Annotated in this window: 13 protein-coding genes and 2 pseudogenes; 7 read left to right on the top strand and 8 right to left on the bottom strand. The window is 63.0% G+C overall.

Going from position 1 to position 23,233, the window contains the following annotated elements; all coding sequences use genetic code 11:
• Positions 1–100: 100 nt before the first annotated feature.
• The 5 genes and pseudogenes from E5E96_RS18810 (at position 101) to hisIE (ending at position 8,904) form a co-directional block, all read left to right on the top strand.
• Positions 101–1,209 (top strand): annotated as a pseudogene (locus E5E96_RS18810) (two-component system response regulator).
• Positions 1,202–3,355: a PAS domain-containing protein gene (locus E5E96_RS18815; protein WP_171282826.1), complete on the top strand. Its 2,154-nt coding sequence runs from the start codon at positions 1,202–1,204 to the stop codon at positions 3,353–3,355. The pseudogene E5E96_RS18810 and the gene E5E96_RS18815 overlap by 8 nt, the downstream one beginning before the upstream one ends.
• Positions 3,352–7,323, top strand: a complete 3,972-nt coding sequence (locus E5E96_RS18820; protein ID WP_171282827.1) for a PAS domain S-box protein — start codon at positions 3,352–3,354, stop codon at positions 7,321–7,323. The genes E5E96_RS18815 and E5E96_RS18820 overlap by 4 nt, the downstream gene beginning before the upstream one ends.
• A gap of 179 nt (positions 7,324–7,502) precedes the next feature.
• Positions 7,503–8,276, top strand: a complete 774-nt coding sequence (hisF, locus tag E5E96_RS18825; protein ID WP_171282828.1) for an imidazole glycerol phosphate synthase subunit HisF — start codon at positions 7,503–7,505, stop codon at positions 8,274–8,276.
• A complete protein-coding gene (hisIE, locus tag E5E96_RS18830; protein WP_171282829.1) occupies positions 8,269–8,904 on the top strand; it encodes a bifunctional phosphoribosyl-AMP cyclohydrolase/phosphoribosyl-ATP diphosphatase HisIE in 636 nt (211 codons plus the stop codon). Before hisF ends, hisIE begins: the two co-directional genes overlap by 8 nt.
• 91 nt (positions 8,905–8,995) lie before the next feature.
• Here hisIE and E5E96_RS18835 read toward each other — a convergent pair.
• The 3 genes and pseudogenes from E5E96_RS18835 to E5E96_RS18845 all read right to left on the bottom strand — a co-directional run bounded on the left by E5E96_RS18835 (position 8,996) and on the right by E5E96_RS18845 (position 11,895).
• A pseudogene (locus E5E96_RS18835) lies at positions 8,996–9,315 on the bottom strand (hypothetical protein).
• 66 nt (positions 9,316–9,381) lie between these two features.
• A complete protein-coding gene (locus E5E96_RS18840; protein ID WP_171283254.1) occupies positions 9,382–10,080 on the bottom strand; it encodes a YafY family protein in 699 nt (232 codons plus the stop codon).
• 192 nt (positions 10,081–10,272) lie between these two features.
• On the bottom strand, positions 10,273–11,895 hold the full coding sequence (locus E5E96_RS18845; RefSeq protein WP_171282830.1) for an acyl-CoA synthetase: 1,623 nt from the start codon (positions 11,893–11,895) through the stop codon (positions 10,273–10,275).
• A 636-nt stretch (positions 11,896–12,531) separates the two neighbouring features.
• Between E5E96_RS18845 and E5E96_RS18850 the strand changes: the two genes are divergently transcribed.
• On the top strand, positions 12,532–14,058 hold the full coding sequence (locus E5E96_RS18850) for a YfcC family protein (protein ID WP_171282831.1): 1,527 nt from the start codon (positions 12,532–12,534) through the stop codon (positions 14,056–14,058).
• Between the two features lie 60 nt (positions 14,059–14,118).
• Here the strand turns inward: E5E96_RS18850 and E5E96_RS18855 are convergent, their stop codons facing one another.
• Positions 14,119–14,307 (bottom strand): hypothetical protein, encoded by a 189-nt coding sequence (locus E5E96_RS18855; RefSeq protein ID WP_017764436.1) that lies wholly within the window; start codon positions 14,305–14,307, stop codon positions 14,119–14,121.
• 505 nt (positions 14,308–14,812) lie between these two features.
• Here E5E96_RS18855 and E5E96_RS18860 point away from each other — a divergent pair.
• Positions 14,813–15,358 carry a glycine zipper 2TM domain-containing protein gene (locus tag E5E96_RS18860; protein WP_171282832.1) on the top strand — a complete coding sequence of 182 codons (546 nt, stop codon included), beginning with the start codon at positions 14,813–14,815 and terminating at the stop codon, positions 15,356–15,358.
• Positions 15,359–15,494: 136 nt separating this feature from the next.
• On the opposite strand, the gene E5E96_RS18865 is transcribed toward E5E96_RS18860, so the two are convergent.
• The 4 genes from E5E96_RS18865 to xdhA form a co-directional block, all read right to left on the bottom strand.
• Positions 15,495–18,719 (bottom strand): ExeM/NucH family extracellular endonuclease, encoded by a 3,225-nt coding sequence (locus E5E96_RS18865; protein ID WP_253264662.1) that lies wholly within the window; start codon positions 18,717–18,719, stop codon positions 15,495–15,497.
• A 529-nt stretch (positions 18,720–19,248) separates the two neighbouring features.
• A complete protein-coding gene (xdhC, locus tag E5E96_RS18870; RefSeq protein WP_171282833.1) occupies positions 19,249–19,734 on the bottom strand; it encodes a xanthine dehydrogenase iron sulfur-binding subunit XdhC in 486 nt (161 codons plus the stop codon).
• Positions 19,731–20,609 carry a xanthine dehydrogenase FAD-binding subunit XdhB gene (xdhB, locus tag E5E96_RS18875; protein WP_171282834.1) on the bottom strand — a complete coding sequence of 293 codons (879 nt, stop codon included), beginning with the start codon at positions 20,607–20,609 and terminating at the stop codon, positions 19,731–19,733. The genes xdhC and xdhB overlap by 4 nt, the downstream gene beginning before the upstream one ends.
• Positions 20,602–22,920, bottom strand: a complete 2,319-nt coding sequence (gene xdhA, locus E5E96_RS18880; protein ID WP_171282835.1) for a xanthine dehydrogenase molybdenum-binding subunit XdhA — start codon at positions 22,918–22,920, stop codon at positions 20,602–20,604. The genes xdhB and xdhA overlap by 8 nt, the downstream gene beginning before the upstream one ends.
• Positions 22,921–23,233 lie beyond the last annotated feature (313 nt).

A 23,233-nucleotide genomic window follows, 5' to 3' on the forward strand; every position in this document is an offset into this window, starting at 1 on the left:
GGAAGCCTCTTCATCAAGGGGTAAATCGAGGTAAGTCCTTATTACTTGGTAACAATTGACTCTATACTCGAATTCACTGAGACAACGTCACGGAGGACCTATGTTTACATCTCACTCCGCCACCATCCTGATTGTCGATGACTCACCCGAAAATCTGATGGTGCTGACCGACCTGCTCTCTCCCACCTATCGGGTGCTCGCCGCCCAGAGCGGGGAGAAGTGTCTGCGGATCGCCACTGGCAAGACAATCCCGGATCTCATCCTGCTGGATGTGATGATGCCTGGCATGGACGGCTATGAGGTGCTCAAACAGCTGCGTATTACCCCTGCAACCAGTCGTATTCCGGTGGTGCTGCTCACCGCCCTCGCCGACCCCCAGAGCGAGGAGTACGGGCTGTCGCTGGGCGCTGCCGACTACATTACCAAGCCCATCAAACCGGCCATCGTCCAGGCGCGGGTACGTACCCAGCTGGAGGCCAAACAGGCCCGCGACGGCCTGCAGAATCAGAACGCGGCGCTGGAGGCCGAAGTCGCACGCCGGATGACCGAGAACGACCTCATCCAGCAAGTCTCCATCCGGGCGCTCGCCCATCTGGCGGAGATCCGCGACCCCGAGACCGGCAATCACATCTTGCGCACTCAGGGCTATGTCAGGCAACTGGCCTGTGCGCTGGCCAGTCACCCCCGTTTTAGCGACACCCTGACCCCCGCTACATCGATCTGCTGAGCCGCTCGGCGCCGCTGCACGACATCGGCAAGGTGGGCATTCCGGATCAGATCCTGCTCAAGCCGGACAAGCTGACCCCGGCGGAGTGGCAGATCATGCGCACCCACGCCAAGCTCGGCAGCGACGCCATCGAAGAGGCCGAACGGGACATCGAACAGCCGCTGGCGTTTCTCACCCTGGCCAAGGAGATAGCCCACTGGCACCACGAAAGATGGGATGGCAGCGGCTATCCCGATGGCCTGCAAGGGGACGCAATTCCGCTCTCGGCCCGCCTGATGGCACTGGCGGACGTGTTCGATGCGCTGATCAATGTGCGGGTCTACAAGGCGGCCATGCCTTATGAGGAGGCGCGCGCCCTGATCCTCTCCGGCAGCGGCCAGCATTTCGATCCGGATGTGGTGACGGCATTCGACAACCACTTCGAGCAGTTCGTCGCCATCGCCGAGCGCTACCAGGATGACAATGAGGCCAGACATGGCTGAGCAGCCTTCGTTGACCCGGGCCCATGTGCTCAACGTCGTGCTCACCTATGCCGCAGTGGCGAGCCTGTGGATCCTGCTCTCCGACAAGGCGGTGGAGTGGCTGTTCAGCACCCCGGCCCAGTTCGCGCTGGCCAGCACCATCAAGGGGTGGCTGTTCATCCTCATCACCGCCACCATGCTCTATACCATGCTGCGCCGGCGTATCGACCAGCCGACGGTGACCACCACCCCTTCCCGGCGCCAGCTGCTACCATTCGGGCTGCTCAACGGCCTGATCCTGGCCCTGACCGCCATGGCCATCGCCCAGAACATCAACCTGACCCAGGACAAGGAGGCGGCCCGGCTCGAGACCATTGCCGATCTCAAGAGCAAGCGCATTACCGAATGGCTCAGCGCCCGGGAATTTGACGCCCACATTCTGTTTGAAAACCCGCTATATGCCGCGCTCTATCGCGAAGCCCAGGCCACCCGGGCCGGTCATGCCAACCTGATGACCAAATTGGACGAATTTATCTCCATTCGCCGCTTCAGTGCCGCCAGCGTGCTCTCGCCAGAGGGCAATCTGCTGTGGCACACCCCGGATGCCGGCGGCCTGAGCGCCCAGTTGCGTGCGGCATTGAAGGACGCAAAAACCGGCAGCATCACCCGGGTCGGCCCCTATCTGGACGAACAGGGTCAAGCCCGCCTCGACTTTATCGCCCCGCTCCCCATGGTAGGCGACAAGTCGCCTTTCATCGTGCTGCAGATAAGCCGCAGTGACTGGCTCAACAACATTCTCAAGTCCTGGCCGGTGCCGGACAGCAGCGGTGAGGCCCTGCTGTTTCGCCGCAGCGGCGATCAGATCCAGTTTCTCAACGATGTGCGCTATCGCCCCGGTTCGGCTCTCACCCTGCATTTGCCTGTCAGCAGCAAGGAGTTGCTGGCAGCCCAGTTCCTGCAGCAGAGTCGCAATGAAGAGGGCAAGGCGCTCTTCTTTGGCAAGGATTACCGCAATACGCCGGTATTTGGCACAGTACAACCGGTCATGGGTACCGACTGGTATCTGCTGGCCAAGATAGACAAGGCCGAACTCACCCGGGCGGAGCTCAAAGAGAGCATCTGGATCGGGTTGATCGGCCTGCTGGTGCTGCTTATCGCCAACACCGGCATCGTGCTGCTGCGCCAGCACACCCGGTTGCAGATGGCCGAGCAGGTTCGCCAGTCCCAGGCTGGCCGCCTGCAGGCGCTGCAACTGCTCTCCGCCATCGCCGACAGCTCGGAAGATGCCATCTTCGCCAAGGACAGAGAGGGCAAATACATTCTGTTCAATCGCGCCGCCAGCCAGTTTGTCGGCAAATCGGCCAGCGAGATGCTGGGTCAGGACGACATGGCCATCTTTCCCCCCGATCAGGCCCGCATGCTGATGGCGCTGGGTGAACAGGTGATCGCCAACAACCGGGTACAGACCCAGGAGGAGTACCTGACCCTGCCAGGCGGCGAGCGGGTGTTCCTCGCCACCAAGGGGCCGCTGCAAGACAGCGACGGCCAGGTAATAGGCATCTTCGGCATCTCTCGCGACATCACGGATTTCAAGCGGGCCGAAGCGGGCCTGCGCGAGCGTGAAGGGCTGTTTCGCGCCCTGGTGGAACAGTCACTGGCCGGCATCTACATCATCCAGCAGGGTCAGCTCTGTTACATCAACCCAGGTTTTGCCCGCCTGTTCGGCTACGCCTCGACCGCCACCCTGCTCAAAATCGGTACCCTGCACGCCCTCGCCAGCCCGAAAGACAGCGCCAGGGTGGCTGAGCAGTTGCAGCGCTGCGAACAGGAAGACAGCGAGATCCACACCCGCTTCACCGCCCTGCACCACGACCACCAGAACATCGAGATGGAGCTCTATGGGCGCCGTGTCGACTACCGCGGCCAGCCCGCCGTGCTTGGCCTGCTGCTGGATGTCACCGAACGCGAACAGGTCGAACAGGCCCTGACCCGACAGGCCAGCGAGCTCCGCCAGCAAAACAATGAACTGGAGCGGTTCAACAAGGTGATGGTGGACCGGGAGCTGGCCATGCTGGCCCTCAAGCACAAGATCAATGAGCTGTCACTTCAGCTCGGGCAACAGCCCCCCTATCCGCAGGCCCCCACCCCGCCGGAGGAGTCCCTATGACGCGCTGGTCTTCACTGTGGCACCCTCGCCAACCCAGACAGCGCTGGGGGGTCTGCCTGCTGGCGGTGCTGTTGCCCGTGCTGATGCTGCAGATCCGGGTCCAGCTGCCCATTGCCTTTGGCGAGCGGCCGCTGCTGGTGCTGTTCATGCTGCCCATCACCGTCTGCGCCCTGCTCGGTGGCCTGCTGCCCGGCCTGCTCTGTACCCTGGTGAGCGGTCTGCTCACCACCTACTTCCTGCTCGCCCCGCTTCACGAGCTGCGTATCGGCGCCGGGCAGGATCTGGTGCAGTGGGGCATTCTGATCGCCAACGGCGTTCTTATCAGCCTGCTCAGCGCGGCCGTGCACCGCTCCCGCGCCCGGGAAACCCAGCGCTGGCAGGAGCTCAGCAGCATCCAGTCCCGCCTGCAACAAAGCGAGACCCGTTTTCAGGCCACCTTCGAGCAGGCTGCGGTCGGCATCGCCCTGGTCTCCCCGGATGGCAAGTGGCTGCGGGTCAACCGGCGGTTGTGCGACATGCTGGGCTACCAGGCCGACGAGCTGATGGGCATGACCTTCCAGCAGATCACCCACCCGGATGATCTCTTCATCGACCAGACCTATGTAGCCCAGATGCTGGCAGACGAACGTCAGCACTACACCCTGGAGAAGCGTTATCTGCGCAAGGGCGGCGAGGTCCTCTGGATCACCCTCACGGTGGCGCTGGTCAAGGATCTCAAGGGGAAACCGGATTACTTCATTTCGGTCATCGAGGATCACCAGCAACGCAAGGAGACCGAAGAGGCGCTGCGCCGCAACGAAGGCATCCTGCGCGAATCCCAGCACCTGGCCAAGATCGGCAACTGGCGCTGGAACATCGCCGATGACAGCCACTTCTGGTCGCCGGAGATCTACCGCATCTATGGCCGCGATCCTTCCCTGCCTCCCGCCATCTACCCCGAGGTGAGGAAGTACTTCACCCAGGATGGCTGGCGCGCCATCGCCCAGTCGGTCGAGCGCTGTCTGCAGGATGGCCTGCCCTACGAGTGCGATGCCGAGGTGATCCACGAGCAGGGCGAACCCATCTGGATCATCGCCCGCGGCGCCGCCCTGCGCGCCAACGACGGCACCATCGTCGAGCTGTATGGCACCGTGCAGGACATCACCGAACGCAAGCTGGCCGAGCAGCAACTGCTGCACAACCAGCAGGTGGCCCTCGATACCCAGCGCCGTGCCAGGCTGGCGGCGCTCAACCTGATGGACGACGCCATCAGCGCCCGCATCCGCGCCGAAACCACCAGCAGTGCCCTGCGCGAGAGCGAGCAGCGGCTGCTGATGGCCCAGGAGGGTGCCCACGTCGGGATCTGGGAGTGGAACATGCAGGGCGGCCGGCTCTTCTTCTCCCCCGAATGTGCCCGCCTCTATGGCCGCAGCGCCGAACAGCTCAGCGAGTTCAAGCAGTGGCACAGCTGCCTGCACCCGGACGACAAGCCCCGGCTCGACAAGTTGCTGGCCGAGTTGCCGGCAAGCGGCAAACCCATCGAGATCGAATTTCGCATCCTCTTGCCAAACGGCGACGTGCGCTGGCTCAGCAGCAAGGGCAGCATCTACCGGGATGCCCAGCAGCGCCCACTGCGCCTGCTCGGCATTCACCTCGACATCACCGAGCGCAAGCAGGCCGAGCAGCAGTTGCGTCAGCTTTCGCTCGCCCTGGAGCAGAGCCCGGATGGCGTCTTCATCACCGATACCCAGGCCCGCATCGAATATGTCAACGTCGCCTTCCTGGCCGCCAGCGGCTACCAGCAGAGCGAAGTGATAGGGCAGACTCCCTCTCTGCTGCGCTCCGGGCTTACCCCCAAGGCCACTTACATCGCCCTGTGGGATGCCATCAAGCGCGGCCAGCGCTGGCACGGCGAGTTCATCAACCGGCGCAAGGACGGCTCCCACTATCAGGTGCTCGCCACCGTCTCTCCCATTCGCCAGGAGAACGGAGCTGTGACCCACTACGTGACGGTGCAGGCCGACATCACCGAGAAGAAGCAGCTCGGCGAGGAGCTGGATCAGTACCGCTACCACCTGGAAGAGATGGTCAACGAGCGCACCCTGCAGCTGGCTCAGGCCCATCAACGGGCGGAGAGTGCCAACCGTGCCAAGAGTGCCTTCCTGGCCAACATGAGCCACGAGATCCGCACTCCGATGAACGCCATTTTGGGGCTCACCTACCTGCTCAAGCGCGACACGCCGGATCACACCCAGCAGGACCGACTGGAGAAGATCGACAACGCCGCCCAGCACCTGCTCACCATCATCAACGACATCCTGGATCTCTCCAAGATCGACGCGGGCAAGATGGCGCTGGAACAGAGCGACTTCTCCCTTACCGCCATGCTGGACAACGTCAGTGCCCTGATGAGCGAGCAGGCGCGTGCCAAGGGGCTCACCATCATAGTCGACATCGGCGACACCCCGGCCTGGGTGCACGGCGACATCACCCGCCTGCGTCAGGCGCTGCTCAACTACGCGGCCAACGCCATCAAATTCACCGAACAGGGCTCGGTCACCCTGCGAGTCCGGGTGGATCACCCGCTTGCCGGCGGCTATCTGCTGCGCTTCGAGGTGGAGGATACCGGCATCGGCATCAGCCCGGAGCAGAGCGAGAAGCTGTTCCAGGCTTTCGAGCAGGCGGATGTCTCCACCACCCGCAAATATGGCGGCACCGGCCTTGGGCTTGCCATCACCAGCCGGCTTGCCACCCTGATGGGCGGGGAAGTCGGGGTCACCAGCACCCTTGGCAAGGGCAGCTGCTTCTGGTTTACCGCCCGCCTCGCGGTGGGTCAGGGCGAACCGCAGCAACCGGCACCGCTCGAGCAGACGGTGCAGCAGGCCCTCTTCTTTGCCAACCACGCCAGGGTATTGCTGGTGGAGGACAACGCCATCAACCGCGAGGTGGTGCTGGAGCTGCTCAACAACAGCGGCCTCGTCATCGAGACGGCGGTCAATGGCCAGGAGGCGCTAGAGCGCGTCAGCCAGCACCCGTTCGATCTCATCCTGATGGACATACAGATGCCGCTGATGGATGGCTATAGCGCGACCCGGGCCATCCGCGCCCTGCCGGGCTGGGAACAGGTTCCCATCCTGGCGCTGACCGCTAGTGCCTTCGAAGAAGACCGCAAGGCCTGCGAATCCGCCGGCATGAATGACTTCATCGCCAAACCGGTGACTCCCGCCAAGCTGTTCGAGGCGCTGCAGCAGTGGTTGCCCAACAGCACGGCCGCCGCCCCCAAATACCAGCGGCGGACGACCGACCTGCTAACTGGTCCCCTCACCCGCCTGCAAAATCTGCCCGGGCTGGATCTGCAACAGGGGCTGGCGGCACTGCAGGGCAACCAGAGCAAATACGTCGCCCTGCTGCGCCACTTTGCCAGCGAACACAGTCAGGACATGCATCTGCTGGAGAGCCATCTGCATGCTGGCGACAGGCCAGCCGCCAGCCGGTTGATCCACACCCTGCGCGGAGTGGCCAGCACCCTTGGGCTGGTTGAACTGGCCGCCCAGAGCCAGCAACTGGAGCAGGATCTGGCCAACAACAGCCAGACCCTGGCCGAGCGGATGGCACCGATCGCCCGCCTACTCAGCGAACTGCCAGCGCTTCTGGGGGAAGAAGATCCCAGCCCCGCCGCGAGCGCCGCGCCGCTTGGCAGCCACTGGCAGCAACAGCTGCTGCGCCAGATTGAGGAGTTGCTGGTGCAGAGTGACACCGCCGTGATCCCGCTGTTTGAGCAGTACGCGGCCCCCCTGCTGCTCGCCTTGGGGACGCCAGGCGAGATCCTGGCTCGCCAGCTGAAAGTGTTTGATTTTGACGGTGCCCTGCTCACCCTTCGTGAGCTGCTGGCAGCAGATGGCTCTCAGCCAGGCTTGAGCGGCCAGGCGCCTGCTGGCACCAGCCGGCATCAGGGGCCGAGCAAGCTGGATAAAGGGTTGAATCACTGAATAAAGTCGTGCATATAGTGGTACTCCCCCGAGTGAAGACGCCGCCCGTTTCGGGTCTCTTTTCCCGCTCAGGAACCCGCTGTTAAAGCATGCAAGCCACCTTTTTCACTCGCCGCCGGGCCCCTGGGCCCGTTGGCAACAACGTTAGTTTTAACAGTGCTTTACATGGAGCAACGAGCATGTTGTCAAAGCGTATTATCCCCTGCCTCGACGTCAAAGATGGCGTGGTGGTCAAGGGAGTGCAGTTTCGTAATCACGAGGTGATGGGCGGCATCGTCGAGCTGGCCCGCCGCTACGCCAGCGAAGGGGCCGACGAGCTGGTGTTCTACGATATCACCGCCTCGAGCGATGAGCGGGTGGTGGACAAGAGCTGGGTGAGCCGGGTGGCCGAAGTCATCGACATCCCCTTCTGCGTTGCCGGCGGCATCAAGAGCGTGGAGGATGCCCGCCAGATCCTGGAATTCGGGGCCGACAAGGTCTCCATCAACTCGCCGGCACTGGCCGATCCAACCCTCATCACCCGACTGGCCGAGCGCTTCGGCGTGCAGTGCGTGGTGGTGGGCATCGACTCCTATTTTGATGCGCAGAGCGGTCACTATCAGGTCAAACAGTTTACCGGCGACGAGAGCCGTACCCGCACCACCGCCTGGCACACTCTCGATTGGGTACAGGAGGCGCAAAAACGTGGCGCCGGTGAAATCGTGCTGAACGTGATGAATCAGGATGGCATGCGCCAGGGCTATGATCTCGAGCAGCTCAAGCTGGTGCGGGCCGTCTGCAAGGTGCCGCTCATCGCCTCCGGCGGCGCTGGTGCTATGGAGCACTTTCGCGATGCCTTAACCCTCGCCGACGTGGACGGGGCGCTGGCCGCCTCCGTGTTCCACAAGGGCCTTATCCCCATTCCCGAACTGAAACGCTGGCTGAAAACCGAAGGAGTCGCCATCCGTGAATAATCAAGCAGTAAACAACGAGCAGTCGCTCGCCGAACGCCTGGACTGGGCAAAATGTGACGGCATGATCCCCGCCATCGTCCAGCATGCCGCCAGCGGCGAAGTGCTGATGCAGGGTTTCATGACCCGCGAAGCACTGGATAAAACCCTGGCGACCGGTCAGGTCACCTTCTTCAGCCGCAGCAAGCAGCGCCTCTGGACCAAGGGGGAGAGCTCGGGCCATATGCTCCAGCTGGTCGCCATCACCACCGACTGCGATCAGGACTCCCTGCTGATCTCCGCCAACCCCGTCGGCCCCACCTGCCATCTGGGCAACCCATCCTGCTTCGACGGCCACCCCGTGCCGCCGCTCGGCTTCCTGGCTGAGCTCGAGCAGATCCTGGCAGCCCGCAAAGGCGCGGATCCGGCCACCAGTTACACCGCCAGCCTCTATGCCAAGGGCACCAAGCGCATCGCCCAGAAGGTGGGTGAAGAGGGTGTCGAAGTGGCGCTGGCCGCGATGGCGAAAGACAGGGAGGAGCTCATCAACGAATCCGCTGACCTGCTCTATCACCTCACCGTGCTGCTGCAAAACGAAGGGCTGGCGTTGAAGGATGTGGTGCAGCGGCTGTATGAGCGCCACACCAAGTGATAACCAACCGGTGAAGCACAAACGGGCCCTGATGGGCCCGTTTCATTTTATGGTCACCACCGGCACGGAGCCGGCAGGTTGTACGCCTCTTTCAGCCGATGCGGGTCCAGAAACTCATGTTCACCGAGTCATGATCCAGCAGAGTCAGGTACTCCCCTGCCACGGCATTGTGCAGCCACTGCTGGCAATAGGTTTCGACCAGTGACTGGCTGGGGGCCATCACCAGGTCAGCATAGAGGCCGTCGGTGCCACGCAGCAGGCAGTGCACAATGAGCTCGGATTGCTGTACAAGAAACTCGGACTCGACCCTGTGTGCCAAGGCGAGCAGATCCGCCTCCGCACCCCCTCCTTGAGCCTGAAAGTGGCAAACTCGACGCCCCCTACCCCTTGCATGTTGCCCTTGATGATCATCTTGTTTTCTCCGTTGTGGATAATCTGGAGGAAACAGCATAACGAAGGGCTACTGACAGCCTTGTATCAGTTCTGAATTGTCGTCTCGGCACCACTGCGCGCATGGGTGAACTCGTCCGACTGCCGCAGGGCGAGGTAATCGGCCAGGGTCACGCCAAGAGGTGCCCCTTCTCCCGAACGGCACTGTGCCAGGGTATCGATGCGATCCACCCTGAAATCTCGATAGGCCTGACGCAGCGCACACCAAGCGCCGAGCGTCCAGCATCCGCCCCAGTAAAAGAGTCCGAGGGGATAGATGTGGCGGCCCGTCTTGCTGGCTCTGGCATCCTGGTAACCGATTTCCAGCCAGCGGCCGGCGGTGATGGCCTCGTGCAACTGATCCCAGCGGGCGTATACCGGATGCGCCGTGCGATAGTCCGGCACCCGCACCACGGGGTCGCGGTCCGCCTGAATGCCCTGTGCCGGCAGTGCGGCCTCTATCTTGGCGAGCAGGGAGCGGGCCGGATCGGCCATCCCCTTGCCGGTCAGTACCGCCACCAGGTTCACCCCGGTGATGAGGGCCTCCAGCTCGGCTGCGCTCAACTGCAATGGGGCCATCTCAAACCCCTCGCTCAGCCGATAGCCCAGCCCGGCTTCACCATAAACGGGAATGCCAGCCAAAGAGAGGTCATCCATATAGCGGTAGATAGTGCGCTCCGAGACACACAACCGCATCGCCAGCTCGCGGGCGGTCAAGGGCTGATGGACCCGCAGCAGGTTGGTCAATTGAAACAGTCGATCCGATTTTCTCACGGGCATCCTCAGGCTGGCGGGACATGCCGGCCATGGTAAGCCGGGACGGGCTCGAAAGGCACGTATTGTTGGCTGGCAACCGCTACCGGCGAGGCCTTGCTTCCTGCATCTCGCAAAGCAAAACGGGCCCGCAGGCCCGTTGATAGCGTGGCGTCCTCGCCAGAGTCACCCCAGCTGCTGGCGCAGCATAAATTTCTGCACCTTGCCGGTGGAGGTCTTTGGCAGGGGAGTGAAGATGATGCGCTTGGGGGCCTTGAAGTGGGCCATCTGCTCGCGGCAAAACGCAATCAGCTCGGCCTGGGTGAGTTCACGCCCCTCCTTGAGCTTGACGAAGGCGCAGGGCACCTCCCCCCACTTCTCGTCCGGCATGGCGATCACCGCCACCTCGTCCACATCGGGATGGCGATAGAGCACGTCCTCCACCTCCAGACTGGAGATGTTCTCCCCGCCGGAGATGATGATGTCCTTGGATCTGTCCTTGATCTCCACGTAACCGTCCGGGTGCCACACCGCCAGATCGCCGCTGCGAAACCACCCCTCCGCCATCGCCTCGGCGCTGGCGGAGGGGTTCTTGAGATAGCCCTTCATCACCACATTGCCGCGCAGCACGATTTCGCCCATGGTCTTGCCATCCCGGGGGACCGGCTCGCCGCTGACCGGATTGATGACCCGCATCTCCCCCTGCAGGGGTGAGGCTACCCCCTGGCGCGCCTTGAGACGCGACAGCGTGGTGGCATCCTGCCCCTGCCAGCTTCTTTGCTGTTCGCACAGCACGCAGGGGCCATAGGTTTCGGTGAGGCCGTAGACGTGGGTCACGGCGATCCCCATCGCCTCCATGCCGGCGATCACGGTGGCGGGGGGCGCCGCCCCTGCCGTCATCGCCTTGATGGGGTGGTCGAGCCCGCGTTTGAGGGCCGGATCGGCGTTGTTGAGCATGTTGAGTACGATGGGGGCGGCGCAAAAATGGGTCACCTTGTGCTCGTGCAGCGCCTCATAGATGGCGGCCGCCTGCACATGGCGCAGGCAGACGCTCACCCCGGCCGTCGCCGCCAGGGTCCAGGGGAAGCACCAGCCGTTGCAGTGAAACATCGGCAGAGTCCAGAGATAGACGCTGTGCTTGGGCAGCTCCCAGGAGAGCACGTTGTTGACCGCATTGAGGTGGGCGCCGCGATGGTGATAGACCACCCCCTTGGGGTTGCCGGTGGTGCCGGAGGTGTAGTTGAGGGAAATCGCCTGCCACTCATCTTGCGGCAGCCAGCCGGGCTCATCCCCATTCCCCTCTGCAAGAAACGCCTCATAGTCGAGGTCGCCGACCAGCTCCCCCTCCCGGTAGAGGGAATCGTCGATGGCGATGAGCAGCGGCGAGTGTTCAATCAATGCCAGTGCCTTGCGCACCACGGCGCCGAATTCCCTGTCTACCAGCACCACCTTGCTCTGGGCATGCTGGAAGATAAAGGCCATCGACTCGGCATCGAGCCGGGTGTTGATGGTGTTGAGCACGGCGCCGCTCATGGGCACCCCGAAGTGGGCCTCGAACATGGCCGGGGTATTGGGGGCGACGATGGAAACGGTATCCCCCTCACCGATACCGCACAGCCGCAAAGCCGAGGCCAGCTGGCGACAGCGTCGCTCGGTCTGGGCCCAGCTCTGGCGCAGGGGGCCGTGGATCAGCGCCGGATAGTCGGGGTAGACCCGGGCGGCCCGTCCCAGAAAGCTGATGGGGGTCAGCGCCTGGTAATTGGCAGGATTTTTTTCCAGATCGCGCTGATAGATGTTCTGCTCTGTCATCGGGTTCCTTCCTCGCAGGTAGCAAAAGCGGTGCGCTCCCGGGAGCGCCGGCAACCATCGTCTGGCGTCCTGCCAGAGGGTGCTCGTATCGGGGATCACAGCCTAGCGCGAGGTGATAGTCGCAGGTATTAGCAAAACGTCTTAGAGGCGCCGTGCTGGCGCCGCTAATCTGACCGAGCTGCATGCTGGTGGCTTTTTTTTTCAGCGACAAATATCGACGGCCAATATCCTCGGCATAAAACCCGGCAAATAATGAATATGCTGATGTTGGCATGCAAGCTGGGCATATCAGGTTGCAGGTTTATCAATATCGATATATTTATAAAAACCGCCGCCTGGATATTTATGGCATAAGCAAGTACATCGATTTATTGCCAATAAATTAATGACAGATTTCTCATTAAATATATTTTGTGACGGCTTCCATAAAGCAGGCCCGCAGTGCTGTTCATGCTTCCCCTCGGCGGGTTATGGTTTCTTGGTGAAATAATCTACCGGATGTTCAATATCAGGCCAGATTTCTCGCCATACGATGCGCCACAACCAGTGAGTTTGCGCACGCCCGCTGCATGACGAAGGAACCCTATCGACCCGATATTCCGCCGAGCCCGAACCTGCTTTATCGAGGAGCATTTTATGTGTGCCGAGCCGAATACCAAGACCCGCAGACAATTTCCCACCGCGTTTACTATTTTGTTTTTGATCATGTTGTTGGCCATCGCCCTCACCTGGATAATTCCGGCGGGCGCCTATGCCAAGCTCTCTTATAATGCCGCTAGCCATATGCTGACCATCAACACGCCGCAAGGGGAAACCCGGCGAGTGCCCGCCACTCAGGATGAGCTGACCAGACTCGACATCAATATCGGGGTGGAGCAGTTCGTCAACGGCACCATCCGCAAGCCCATCGCCATCCCCGGCACTTATGAGCGGCTGGCCCAGGCGCCGAAGGAACTCTCCGATGTGGCGGTGAGCATGGTCAAGGGCACCATAGAGGGGGCCGACATCATCGTCTTCATCCTGGTGCTGGGGGGACTGATCGGCGTCATCAACAAGACCGGCGCCTTCAATGCGGGGCTGGTAGCGCTGTCGCGCAAGACCCGCGGCAACGAGTTTTTGTTTGTGGCGCTGGTCTGCTTTGTGATGGCGCTGGGGGGCACCACCTGCGGACTGGAGGAGGAGGCGGTCGCCTTCTATCCCATCCTGGTGCCCATCTTTCTGGCGCTCGGCTATGACGCCATCGTCTGCGTGGGGGCGATCTTCCTTGCCGCCTCCATGGGTACCACCTTTTCCACCATCAACCCCTTTTCGGTGGTGATCGCCTCCAACGCCGCCGGCATCCCCTTTACCGAGGGGCTGAGCGTTCGCGCCGTCGGCTGTCTGGTGGGCACCCTGGTGGTGATCGGTTATCTCTACTGGTACTGCAAGAAGATCAAGGCCAACCCCGCTTTCTCCTACACCTATGAAGACAGAGAGAGCTTCCGGGCCCGCTTCCTGAAAGAGGGCTCCCTCGATGAAGGGGTCCCCTTCACCCTGCGCCGCAAGATCATCCTGACCCTGTTCATCCTCGCCTTCCCCCTGATGGTATGGGGCGTCTCCATGGCTGGCTGGTGGTTCCCGCAGATGGCGGCCTCCTTCCTTGCCGTCGCCATCGTCATCATCTTCATCTCCGGTCTCAAGGAGAAAGAGGCGGTCGAGGCCTTCACCCAGGGGGCGTCCGAACTGGTGGCCGTCTCGCTCATCATCGGGCTGGCGCGGGGGGTCAACCTGGTGCTGGATCAGGGGATGATCTCGGACACCATCCTGGCCTATGCCTCCAGTCTGGTGGCCGGCATGCACGGCGCCGTGTTTGCGGTGGCCCAGATGCTGGTGTTCACCCTGCTGGGGCTGGTGGTGCCCTCCTCCTCGGGGCTGGCGGTGCTCTCCATGCCCATCATGGCGCCGCTCGCCGATACCGTGATGATCCCGCGCTACATCGTGGTGTCGGCCTACAACTGGGGACAATACGCCATGCTGTTCCTGGCCCCCACCGGGCTGGTGCTGGTCACCCTGCAGATGCTCGGCATCCAGTTCAACCAGTGGGTCAGGTTCGTGCTGCCCATGGTGGGCTTCGTGCTGGGTTTCGGCGCCCTGATGCTGGTGGCGCAGGTGATGCTGATCTAGGGCACATGGCCCCCGCCCCGGCGGGGGTCATGCCTTATCCAGGGTGCAGCTCTGAGAAAACTAGTGACGCACCCTGTGCTGCTGGCGAAAACAGAAGAGCTTGAGGCTGATGTCGGCAAGGTCGGCGGGCAGCTCCTGCGCCGTCTCACAGAGGGGTTGATAGAGGGAGTCCAGCAACCGCTGGGCTTGTTCCCGGGTGATGATGCCGGCCTGCACGGCCGGTTGTATCCATCTTGGCAGCATCGACATATGAACCCCCTTGCTGACCGGATGACCGCAGCCGAACTGGCCTGACTGCGGGTGGCGCCTGCCGGCTCACATCGGTGCGGGCCGCCAGAGGCGCGCGATAGACCCTCTCTGCCAACAGAGCAAGCATAATGCTTGCCGTGATCTGTTATCGGCCGCCAGCCATCCTGGCAACAATGATTTATCAAGCGGTTGGCGCACCCTGACTGGCCCTTGTTGACGACGAGTCCCTCCTTGTTTACCACTGCGCCAGCCGGCGGTGGCAGCAGATTGGCGCAAAATGGGAAAACAGGCCCAGCTGAATCGCAAAATGCCACTCGCAGATCGCTTTTGCTGCCTTCCCCCCGCCCCTTGTCGCCAAAGCCCGACACCTTTTTGACGAGGCTCTTTTCGGTGCAGTCAGGGGCTGTCGTGCCCGCACCGGCTTTGCCTTGTGCCTCCTTGCCCTTGTGCCAAGATGACCGCAAGCAAGAGACGCATCCCGTGATGCATTTGAGGAGAAGAGAAAATGAACAAATCCATGTTGGCAGGAGTCGGGATCGGTGTGGCCTCTGCGCTGGCCTTGTCAGCCGCCGCCAGCGGATCCCTGTTTTCATCACAGCCTCAGTTCGCCGAAGTGCTGGCCAGCAAAGCGGTGACCGAGACCATCAAGACCCCCCGTCAGGAGTGTCGCAACGTCACCGTGACCCACCGCAAACCGGTGCAGGACGAGCACAAGATCCTGGGTACCGTGGTCGGTGCGGCACTGGGCGGGGTGCTCGGCAACCAGTTTGGCGGCGGCAACGGCAAGAAGGTGGCGACCGCCGCAGGCGCCGTGGCGGGTGGCTATGCCGGCAACCAGGTACAGGGCAACATGCAGGCCGGTGATACCTACACCACCACCGAGCAACGCTGCAAGATGGTGCAGGAGAGCAGCACCCGCACCCTGGGCTATGACGTCACCTACCGTCTCGCCGGTCAGGAAGGGGTGATCCGCATGAACAAGGCCCCCGGCGCCACCATCCCGGTCAAGGATGGCAAGCTGGTGATCGACGGCTCCCAGAGCGGCAGCTGATCCCGTCAGCGTGTCCAGCTCAGAGGCCCATCCTGGTGATGGGCCTCGCTATTTTCGGCGCTCCCGGCTGACAACAGCAAGATGACTGACAACAGAAAGGGGCCCGCAGGCCCCTTTTCATATTGAGAAGTCATCCTCAGTGGCGACCGAAGGGCCACCAGGACTTGTCGTTGTCCAGAATGTCGACCCGGGTCTCCTGCAGGTTACCCGGCTGGCCACCTTGCAATGCAGCCAGGCTCACCTTGAACTGCTCGGTCGGCTCGACGAACCAGTCATCGATGATCAGCACCTTGACCGACTTGCTGCCCCCCTCGCCTGCGGCCCAGCTCACCGATTGACCGAACCAGGGCAGGAAATCCAGCCCCCAGCGCGCAGTGACCCCGTCAAGGGCCACCCGGGCCCGGGCCGGCTTGCTCAGATCGCCGCTGCGCACCAGCGGGATCTCGGCAAACCACTGCCCCTCGTTCACCGTCATGCTGGCGCGCGCCAGCGAGATGGTGGACGGCGCCAGCTTGTCCTTGATGGTCACCAGGGTCTGGTGCTGCTCGCCCAGGGTCGCGCCACTCGGGTCAAACAGCTCCAGGGTAAAGGTCTCGTCCCCTTCGCGCAGGGTGTCGCTCTTCACCGGGATGCTGATGGTCTGGCTGTCGCTCTGTCCGGCGGCCCAGTGCAAGGTGCCGGTGAGCGGCGCCACGTCGTTGGCATCGGCGCTGCCGTAGGCAACGCGGTAGCTGACGCTGGCCTCCCCATAGCTGCCGTCGCGGCGCACCACGCTCAGGGACAGGGTGTTGCCCTCCTCCACGTTGGCAGCGGCGCTCTCGAGGCTCAATACCCCGGCGGGCGGCAGCGGATACTGGATGGCCACCAGCACGGGATCGTGATCCGAGGCGCTGAAAGGCCCTTCGGATTTCGCCAGCTGGCCGCTGTACTTGCTGCCGTACTCGAAGAAGTTGCTCTCGGCGGAGTTGATGTGCCAATCCTCGATGCCGATCACCTTGGCCGCGAGGCTCGGGTTTGCCAGGGCGTGATCCAGGTTGCCGAGCTCCCCTTCATAGCTGTAGGAGTAGGTGTCGGTGCCGTGGAAGCGGGTGTTGAGGTTGATAAGGCCATACCCCTTGCCAAGGGCGCTGCCGCTCTCCTCGAAGGGCTGGCCCGCCAGAGTGGTGAAGGAGGCGCTCATGATCTGGCGCGATTGGGCGGCCGGATCATAGTCGGTCAGCACCCGGATGGGATCCTCCATGCCGTAGGCGTTCATGTCGCCGATCAGCAGCAGATCCCCGGCCAGATCCTTGAGGTGCTCCCCCAGCACCTTGGCGGCGGAGACCCGCAGCGCATTGCAGTGGCCCTGGCCATCCAGCGGATCGGCAGTGGCATAGTCGGGGTAATCCTCGAAGCAGGCGGAGCCCTTGGACTTGAGGTGGTTGACCACCAGGGTCAGCGGTGCATCCCCCTTGGGCGAGCTGAAGCGCTGTACCAGCGACTCGCGCATCCCCTGGTTGATGGTCACCGGCTTGCCGCTGGCATCCACCGCCTCGGCCTGCTGCACCGGCAGCGCGATGAGGCTGGCGGCCCCCTCCGGGGTCACCTTGGCGGGCCGGTAGATGAGCCCCACCGTGATGGCGTCGGTCCCGATGGGCTTGCCATCCGGCGAGGCAATCCAGCGGTAGTGATCCGCCTCATCCGGCTGGGCGGCGTTGAGGGCCGCCACCAGGTTGGCGATGGCGGAGTTGTCACCGTAGCCGTTGTTCTCGATCTCCATCAGCCCCACCACGTCGGCATTGAGGCGGGTGATGGCGCTGACGATCTTGGTGCGCTGCAGCTCGAACTCCGCCACCGTCGGGGCGCCCCGGTTGCTGCCGGTGGGGTTGGCATCCCCGCCCACCACAGTGGTGAAGAAGTTGAGCACGTTGAAGCTGGCCACCCGCAGATCCCCCGCCTCGGCAAGTTCCGGCGTTTCCACCCGATCCCAGCCGCTGTGATCTATCTGGCTGGCATCGATGCGGTTGCTGGCCACCAGTCGGAACAGGTTGTAGGAGTAACCGAGTGCCCCCTCCAGCCCGTTGAGCTTGTCGCCGATGCGCAGGTAACCGTCCTCGGCGTTGAAGCCGGGGAACCAGGGCAGCACGCCATCCGGCGCCTTGGCATCGGTCTCCACCACCAGCTGGTTCTGCTGGTTGCGCAGGGCCCAGTTGCTCGCCTCCTGGCTCATGGCGGCAAATTTCTGGGTCGACTTGATGAGCGGCGCGCCATAGGCCAGCACCAGGTTGTTGCGCTTGCCGTCGTAATCGAAGCTGAAGTTGCGGGTCACCACCAGGCTGGAGCCCGGCACCAGCCGTACCTGCATCCCCTCGTGACGCTCCAGCAGCTGGCTCAGGCTCTCGCCCGCCACCGGCAGCAGATCCACCGCAGCCGGGATGGCCCCCAGCAGCCGGGTCACCACCAGCTCGTCGGCGTTGAGCTGGGTCTGGTTGAAATACTCCTTCACCTTGCCCGAGACGCACACCTCGGCCCCCGGCACGATGGCAGCATTGGCCTTGGTGCTGTAGACGAAGAGGCCGTCGGAGGTGGCCGGATCGCCATCCCCCTGCTCGTCCTGAATGAAGAAGCCCTTGTAGAGGCCACTGACTACCTGGGTTACCACGCCGCGGGTGGCGTATGCCTGTTCCGATTCGAACTTGCCGGCCGGCACCAGCGGGCTGCTGGTGCCGGGGCCCTGAATGGCGGGCACCGGCACCAGGCTGTCCACCGGGCAGACGAAGGCGGGCGGCTGGGTGCCATCGCAGGGGCCATCGCCGCTGCAACCCAGGCCACTGGCGTCATCTTTCGGGGCGGCCACATATTCCTGCGCCGGATCGAAGGGGGCGGTTGCATCAGTCCGGCCCGTGGTGACGGTGGCCTTGCGGCGCAGGGTCATGTCCAGGGTCGAGACGTTGCCCGACACCCAGGCCGTGCCCGGATCCACCCCCACCTGGCCGAAGCTGTCCACTATCTCGCTGCCGCGATAGAGCACCAGGGCGTCGTCACCGTTGAACACCAGGTTGCCGCTGGTGCGGTTGGCCTTGGCCAGGATCTCGCTGCTGGCGGAGGGGTTGGCCAGCACCAGGGTGGCGCCCGGGGCCAGCGTGCCTTGCAGCGCCAGGCTGTTGGTGGGTGATTCGCTGATGGGTTTGCCGTTGGCGTAGAGCGCCAACCGGTATTGGGAGAGATCGACGAGGTCGCTGCCGAGGTTGCTCAGCTCCACCGCCTTGTTGTTGCCCGAGCCTTCCAGGTATTCGCTGATGAGCAGCTGTGCCTGTGCCTGTGCCGGTCCCGCCAGCGCCAGCCCGACGGCCAGCGCTACCAGAGAGTGTCTTCCTGACATGCCAGTTTCCTTTTTCTTTTTGATGTTATGTTTTGCGCCCCGCCAAGCGGGCCGCAGCACCTGATTACAACCCTGATTGCGCATCATGGTGGCCTTCGCCGACCATGGCGCCTACTCTGCCTGTTTCAGCTAAGGGTCACCGCGAGCTGGCTAACAATTACAGAAAAATGTTGCGGCCACGTGACAAAAAAGGGGGCTTTTTTCAGACCCCTTGCCATTATTTTCCGTTATTTCCCGCCCGCCGGTATTTGCTGTCGCCAATAGGCAAAGGCGGCGCACAAGATGGCGACACAAGCTGACATATCGCGTAAAAACAGTCGCTTGCCACCCACCGGCTGCCACACGCAGCAGCCTATTTATTATTCAGGCGTGCAGATGGGCGACACGGGATAGGCGCCCTCCATTGCCCGCCCGAAATAACGGGATGCGCGCTTGAGCGGCGGGGTGAAAATAACCTCTCGGCCTATTTCAGGCGTTGTCACCTCGCTGCCGAACGACGGTTTGCGAGGCTAACCGAGGGGCTAACCCATCACCCCTTGCAGCACTTCTTCACCGCCCGTACCACGTTCTGATAACCGGTGCAGCGGCACAGATTCCCCGACAGGCCGCGGCGGATCTCCGCCTCGGTCAAGGGGCGGCGATCTGTCTTGTCGAGCAGGGCAGCGCTCGCCATCACGAGGCCCGGCGTGCAAAAGCCGCACTGCACAGCCCCCTCGTCGATAAAGGCCTGCTGCACGTCGGAGAGCTCGTTGCCTCTGCGCTCCCCCTCCACGGTGCGAATGGATTTGCCATCGGCCCACACCGCCAGATAGAGGCAGCTGTCGATGGCCGTGCCATCCACCCGCACGGTACAGGCGCCGCACTCACCGACACTGCACCCCTCTTTCACGCTGATCAGCCCCTGCCCGCGCAGGAAGTGAAGCAGCGACATGGTGGGCGACACCGCATAGGAGTAAGGCTTGCCGTTGATCTCGCACTGGATCTCCACAGCGGGACAGCTTTGCGGTTGCATCATAGGATCTTGCCTCCGGCACGTTCGACGGCGCAGGTGATCACCCGCTGCGCCAGGGTTTTGATCAGGTGCAGGCGAAACTCTTTTTCTGCCCGCCAGGAGGAGCGCGGCGCCACGTCGGCCACCACCGCCTCGGCAATCGCTGCCAGTGTGGCGCGAGTCAGCGGTTGCCCCTCGGCTGCAGCTTCCGCGTGAGGGGTGCGCACCGGCGTCGGGGCCGCCACCCCGTAGGCCAGCCGCAGGCGCTTGAAGTGACCATCCTCAATCTGGCAGTAGGCGGCGCAGCCGATGGTGGCGATGTCCATGGCGCCCCGCATGGCGTACTTGAAGTAGTGGGAGCCCGCATGCGGGTGCACGTCCGGGGCAAAGTGAAACGCCACCAGGATCTCCGCCGGTTGCAGCGCCACCTTGCCCGGGCCGGTGTGAAAGCCGGCGATGGGGATGCGGCGCGTGCCATCGGGGCCAGCGATTTCCAGCTCGGCTTCCAGCGCCACGGTCGGCGCCGCCGAGTCGGCACTGGTGGCGCCGTTGCAGATGTTGCCGCCATAGGTGGCGACGTTGCGGATCTGCGGCCCTGCGATAGTGGCCGCCGCTTCCGCCAGAATCGGCAGGCGGCCCTGCACCAGTTCGTTTTCGATGAGCTCGGTAAAGGTGGTGCCAGAGCCGATGCGAATAGCGCCGTCGGCCAGCTCACTCACCCCCTTGAGTTCGGGCAAGTCGTGAATATCGACGATATGGCGATAGGCGGCGTTGAGGTGATGGAGCTGGATCATCACATCGGTGCCACCGGCCAGCAGGCGCGCCTCGGGGTCGGCCTGGCGCAGGGCGACCGCCTCGGCCACGCTGTGGGCCTTGTAGTAACGGGCAATATCAAACATGGTGTTGCTCCTCCCCTGCTCCCTCGCCAATCAGACCCGCCGCGACAAACTCCCGGAACAGGGTCTTGGGGGTGATGGGCAGCTCGTTGATGGCGACGCCGGTCGCCATGCGAATGGCATTACGGATCGCCGGGCCCGGCGAGATGATGGGCGGCTCCCCCAGGGATTTGTGGCCATAGACCGACTGGGGCTCGTAGGTCTGCACAAAGTCGCACTCGAGCTCGGGCAAATCCAGCATGGTGGGGAACTTGTAGTCGAGCAGGTTGGGGTTGCGCACCACGCCGGTCTTGGCGTCGATGATCATCTCCTCGAACAGCGACCAGCCGATCCCCATCCCCATGCCACCGTGCACCTGCCCCTCCGCCAGCTGCGGGTTGAGGATCTTGCCGGCATCGTGCAAGTTGAGGATGCGATTGATGGTCACCTTGCAGAGATCGATGTCGACGCTGAGATCGACAAAGGTGCAGCCAAAGCTCGGCGGGTTGGTGGTGGTTTTGTGGGAGACTTCCGAGGTGATCTGGCCGCCGATGGTGAGGTGGTAATAGGCGTTGACCGATACCTCGGCGACGCTGATGAGCACCTTGTCCGGTGCACCCGCCAGCACCACGTAGCCATCGATCAGGGTGAGCGACCCCACATCCTGATGGCAGAGCTGGGCCGCCAGCGAGAGGATGCGGGCCCGCAGCTGCAGCGCCGCCTGATGGATGGCGGGGGCCGCCACATAGCTCTGGCGCGAGGCGAATGAGCCCGGATCGTAGGCGGTAATGTCGGTATCCTGAGTCGAAATGACCCGGATCTGCTCAAACGGAATGCCTAAGGTCTGGGCCGCCATCTGGGCAAAAACGGTGTCCGACCCCTGCCCTATCTCGGTGGCGCCGATCTGCAGATTGACGGTGCCATCCTGATTGAGCAGCATGCGGGCGCCGGCAATTTCGACCCCCACCGGGTAGGTGTTGGAGCCGTAACTGAAACACGCTACCCCGATGCCACGGCGCACCCGGCTCGCCGGATCCTGTGCCAGACATTCCGCCTTGAGCCGCTCCCACTGGAACTGCTCGCCGCCCCGGCGCAGACACTCGGGCAAGCCCGCGCTGTAGATGGTCTTCTGGTTGACCTGATTGACGTCCCCCTCGCGGGCCACGTTGGCGATGCGCACCACAAGCGGATCCAGACCCAGCTCGGCGCAGGCGTCATCCAGCATGCATTCGAGGGCAAACACCACCTGGGGCGCGCCGTAACCGCGCATGGCACCGGCGGTGGGCAAATTGCTGTAGAAGGTTTTGGCGTCGTAGCCAAAGGCGCTGCGCGGATAGAGGTAGCTTATCTTGTTGGCGCCCGCGCTGGCGATGGAGTGGCCATGAGAGGCATAGCCGCCGGTGTTGGAGAGCACGTCCAGCTGATACCCCTTGAGGGTGCCATCCCGGCTGATGCCAAGGGTGCCGTCGATGGCAAAGCCGTGGCGGGTACGAGAAGCAAAGAAGCACTCCTCCCGGCTCAAGGTCACCTTGACCGGCACGCCGCCGAGCTTATAACTCAAAAACGCCGCCATCGGTTCTTCCAGCACATCCTGCTTGTTGCCAAAACCGCCGCCCATGTAGGGCTTGATCACCCGCACGCTGGACCAGGGCAGGCCGAGGGACTTGGCCACCCTACTGCGCACAATCTGGGGGATCTGGGTGCTGGTGACGACGATGATGTGGTCCGGCTGATCCATGTAGGCGTAACAGGTTACCGTCTCCAGATGGCAGTGCTGCACCACCGGCGTCTGGTAGTGCCCCTTGAACTGCAGATCCGCGGCGGCGATGGCCTGCTCCGGTTCCCCCGCCCGGATCTGGCTCTGACGCAGCAGGTTGCCGGTTGGGTGGATGGGATAGGCCCCCTCGGCCAGGGCGCTGGCCGCATCCGTCATCACCGGCAGCGGCTCGTAGGTCACCTTGACCAGGGCGGCGGCCTTCTCGGCCACCAGCGGATCGCGAGCCACCACGATGGCGACGCCATCGCCAAAGTGACGCACATGGTCGGTGAGCAGGCGCCGGTCTTTCACGTCCCGCTTGGTCTCATCGAGGGACCAGGCGTGACCGGCGGTGCGAAAACAGGTAGTGGGCACATCCTCGTGGGTGAACACGGCTTCGACCCCGTGCAGGGCCAGCGCTTCGCTGGCATCGATGGTGAGCACCTTGCCGTGGGCGATATGGCTTCGCACGTATTTGGCGTGGCGCATGCCGAGCATGATGTTGTCGTCGGTATAGCGGGCGCTGCCGGTCACCTTGGCCTCGGCATCCACCCGCTTGAGCGGTAATCCTATGGACATATGCAAGTCCTTTGTCAGGCAGAAAAATCAGAACCGGTATAAAAAACAGCAAGATATGCGCCCGTTTCCGGCACGTCGGGCCAACCGGGGGGCAAAGGCGGCGAGCAAAGGGAAGAAGTGTGAAGAAGATCCCATCCGGCGCCCATCAGGCGCTCCGTCATGGCCGTGACCAGCCCCGCAGCAGCAGCCCATGAAGGTCTCGGCAGCGCCAGTGGACAGGCGGCGTTATCAATCTGGTAAGCCCCGTTATCAAAATGGTATGAGTTCGGTTTAAAGGGCGGGGCCTGCCAAGAGAGGCTGGCCCCGCGATAAA

The organism is Aeromonas sp. 1805, from assembly GCF_013085525.1.
Classification (GTDB): domain Bacteria; phylum Pseudomonadota; class Gammaproteobacteria; order Enterobacterales; family Aeromonadaceae; genus Aeromonas; species Aeromonas hydrophila.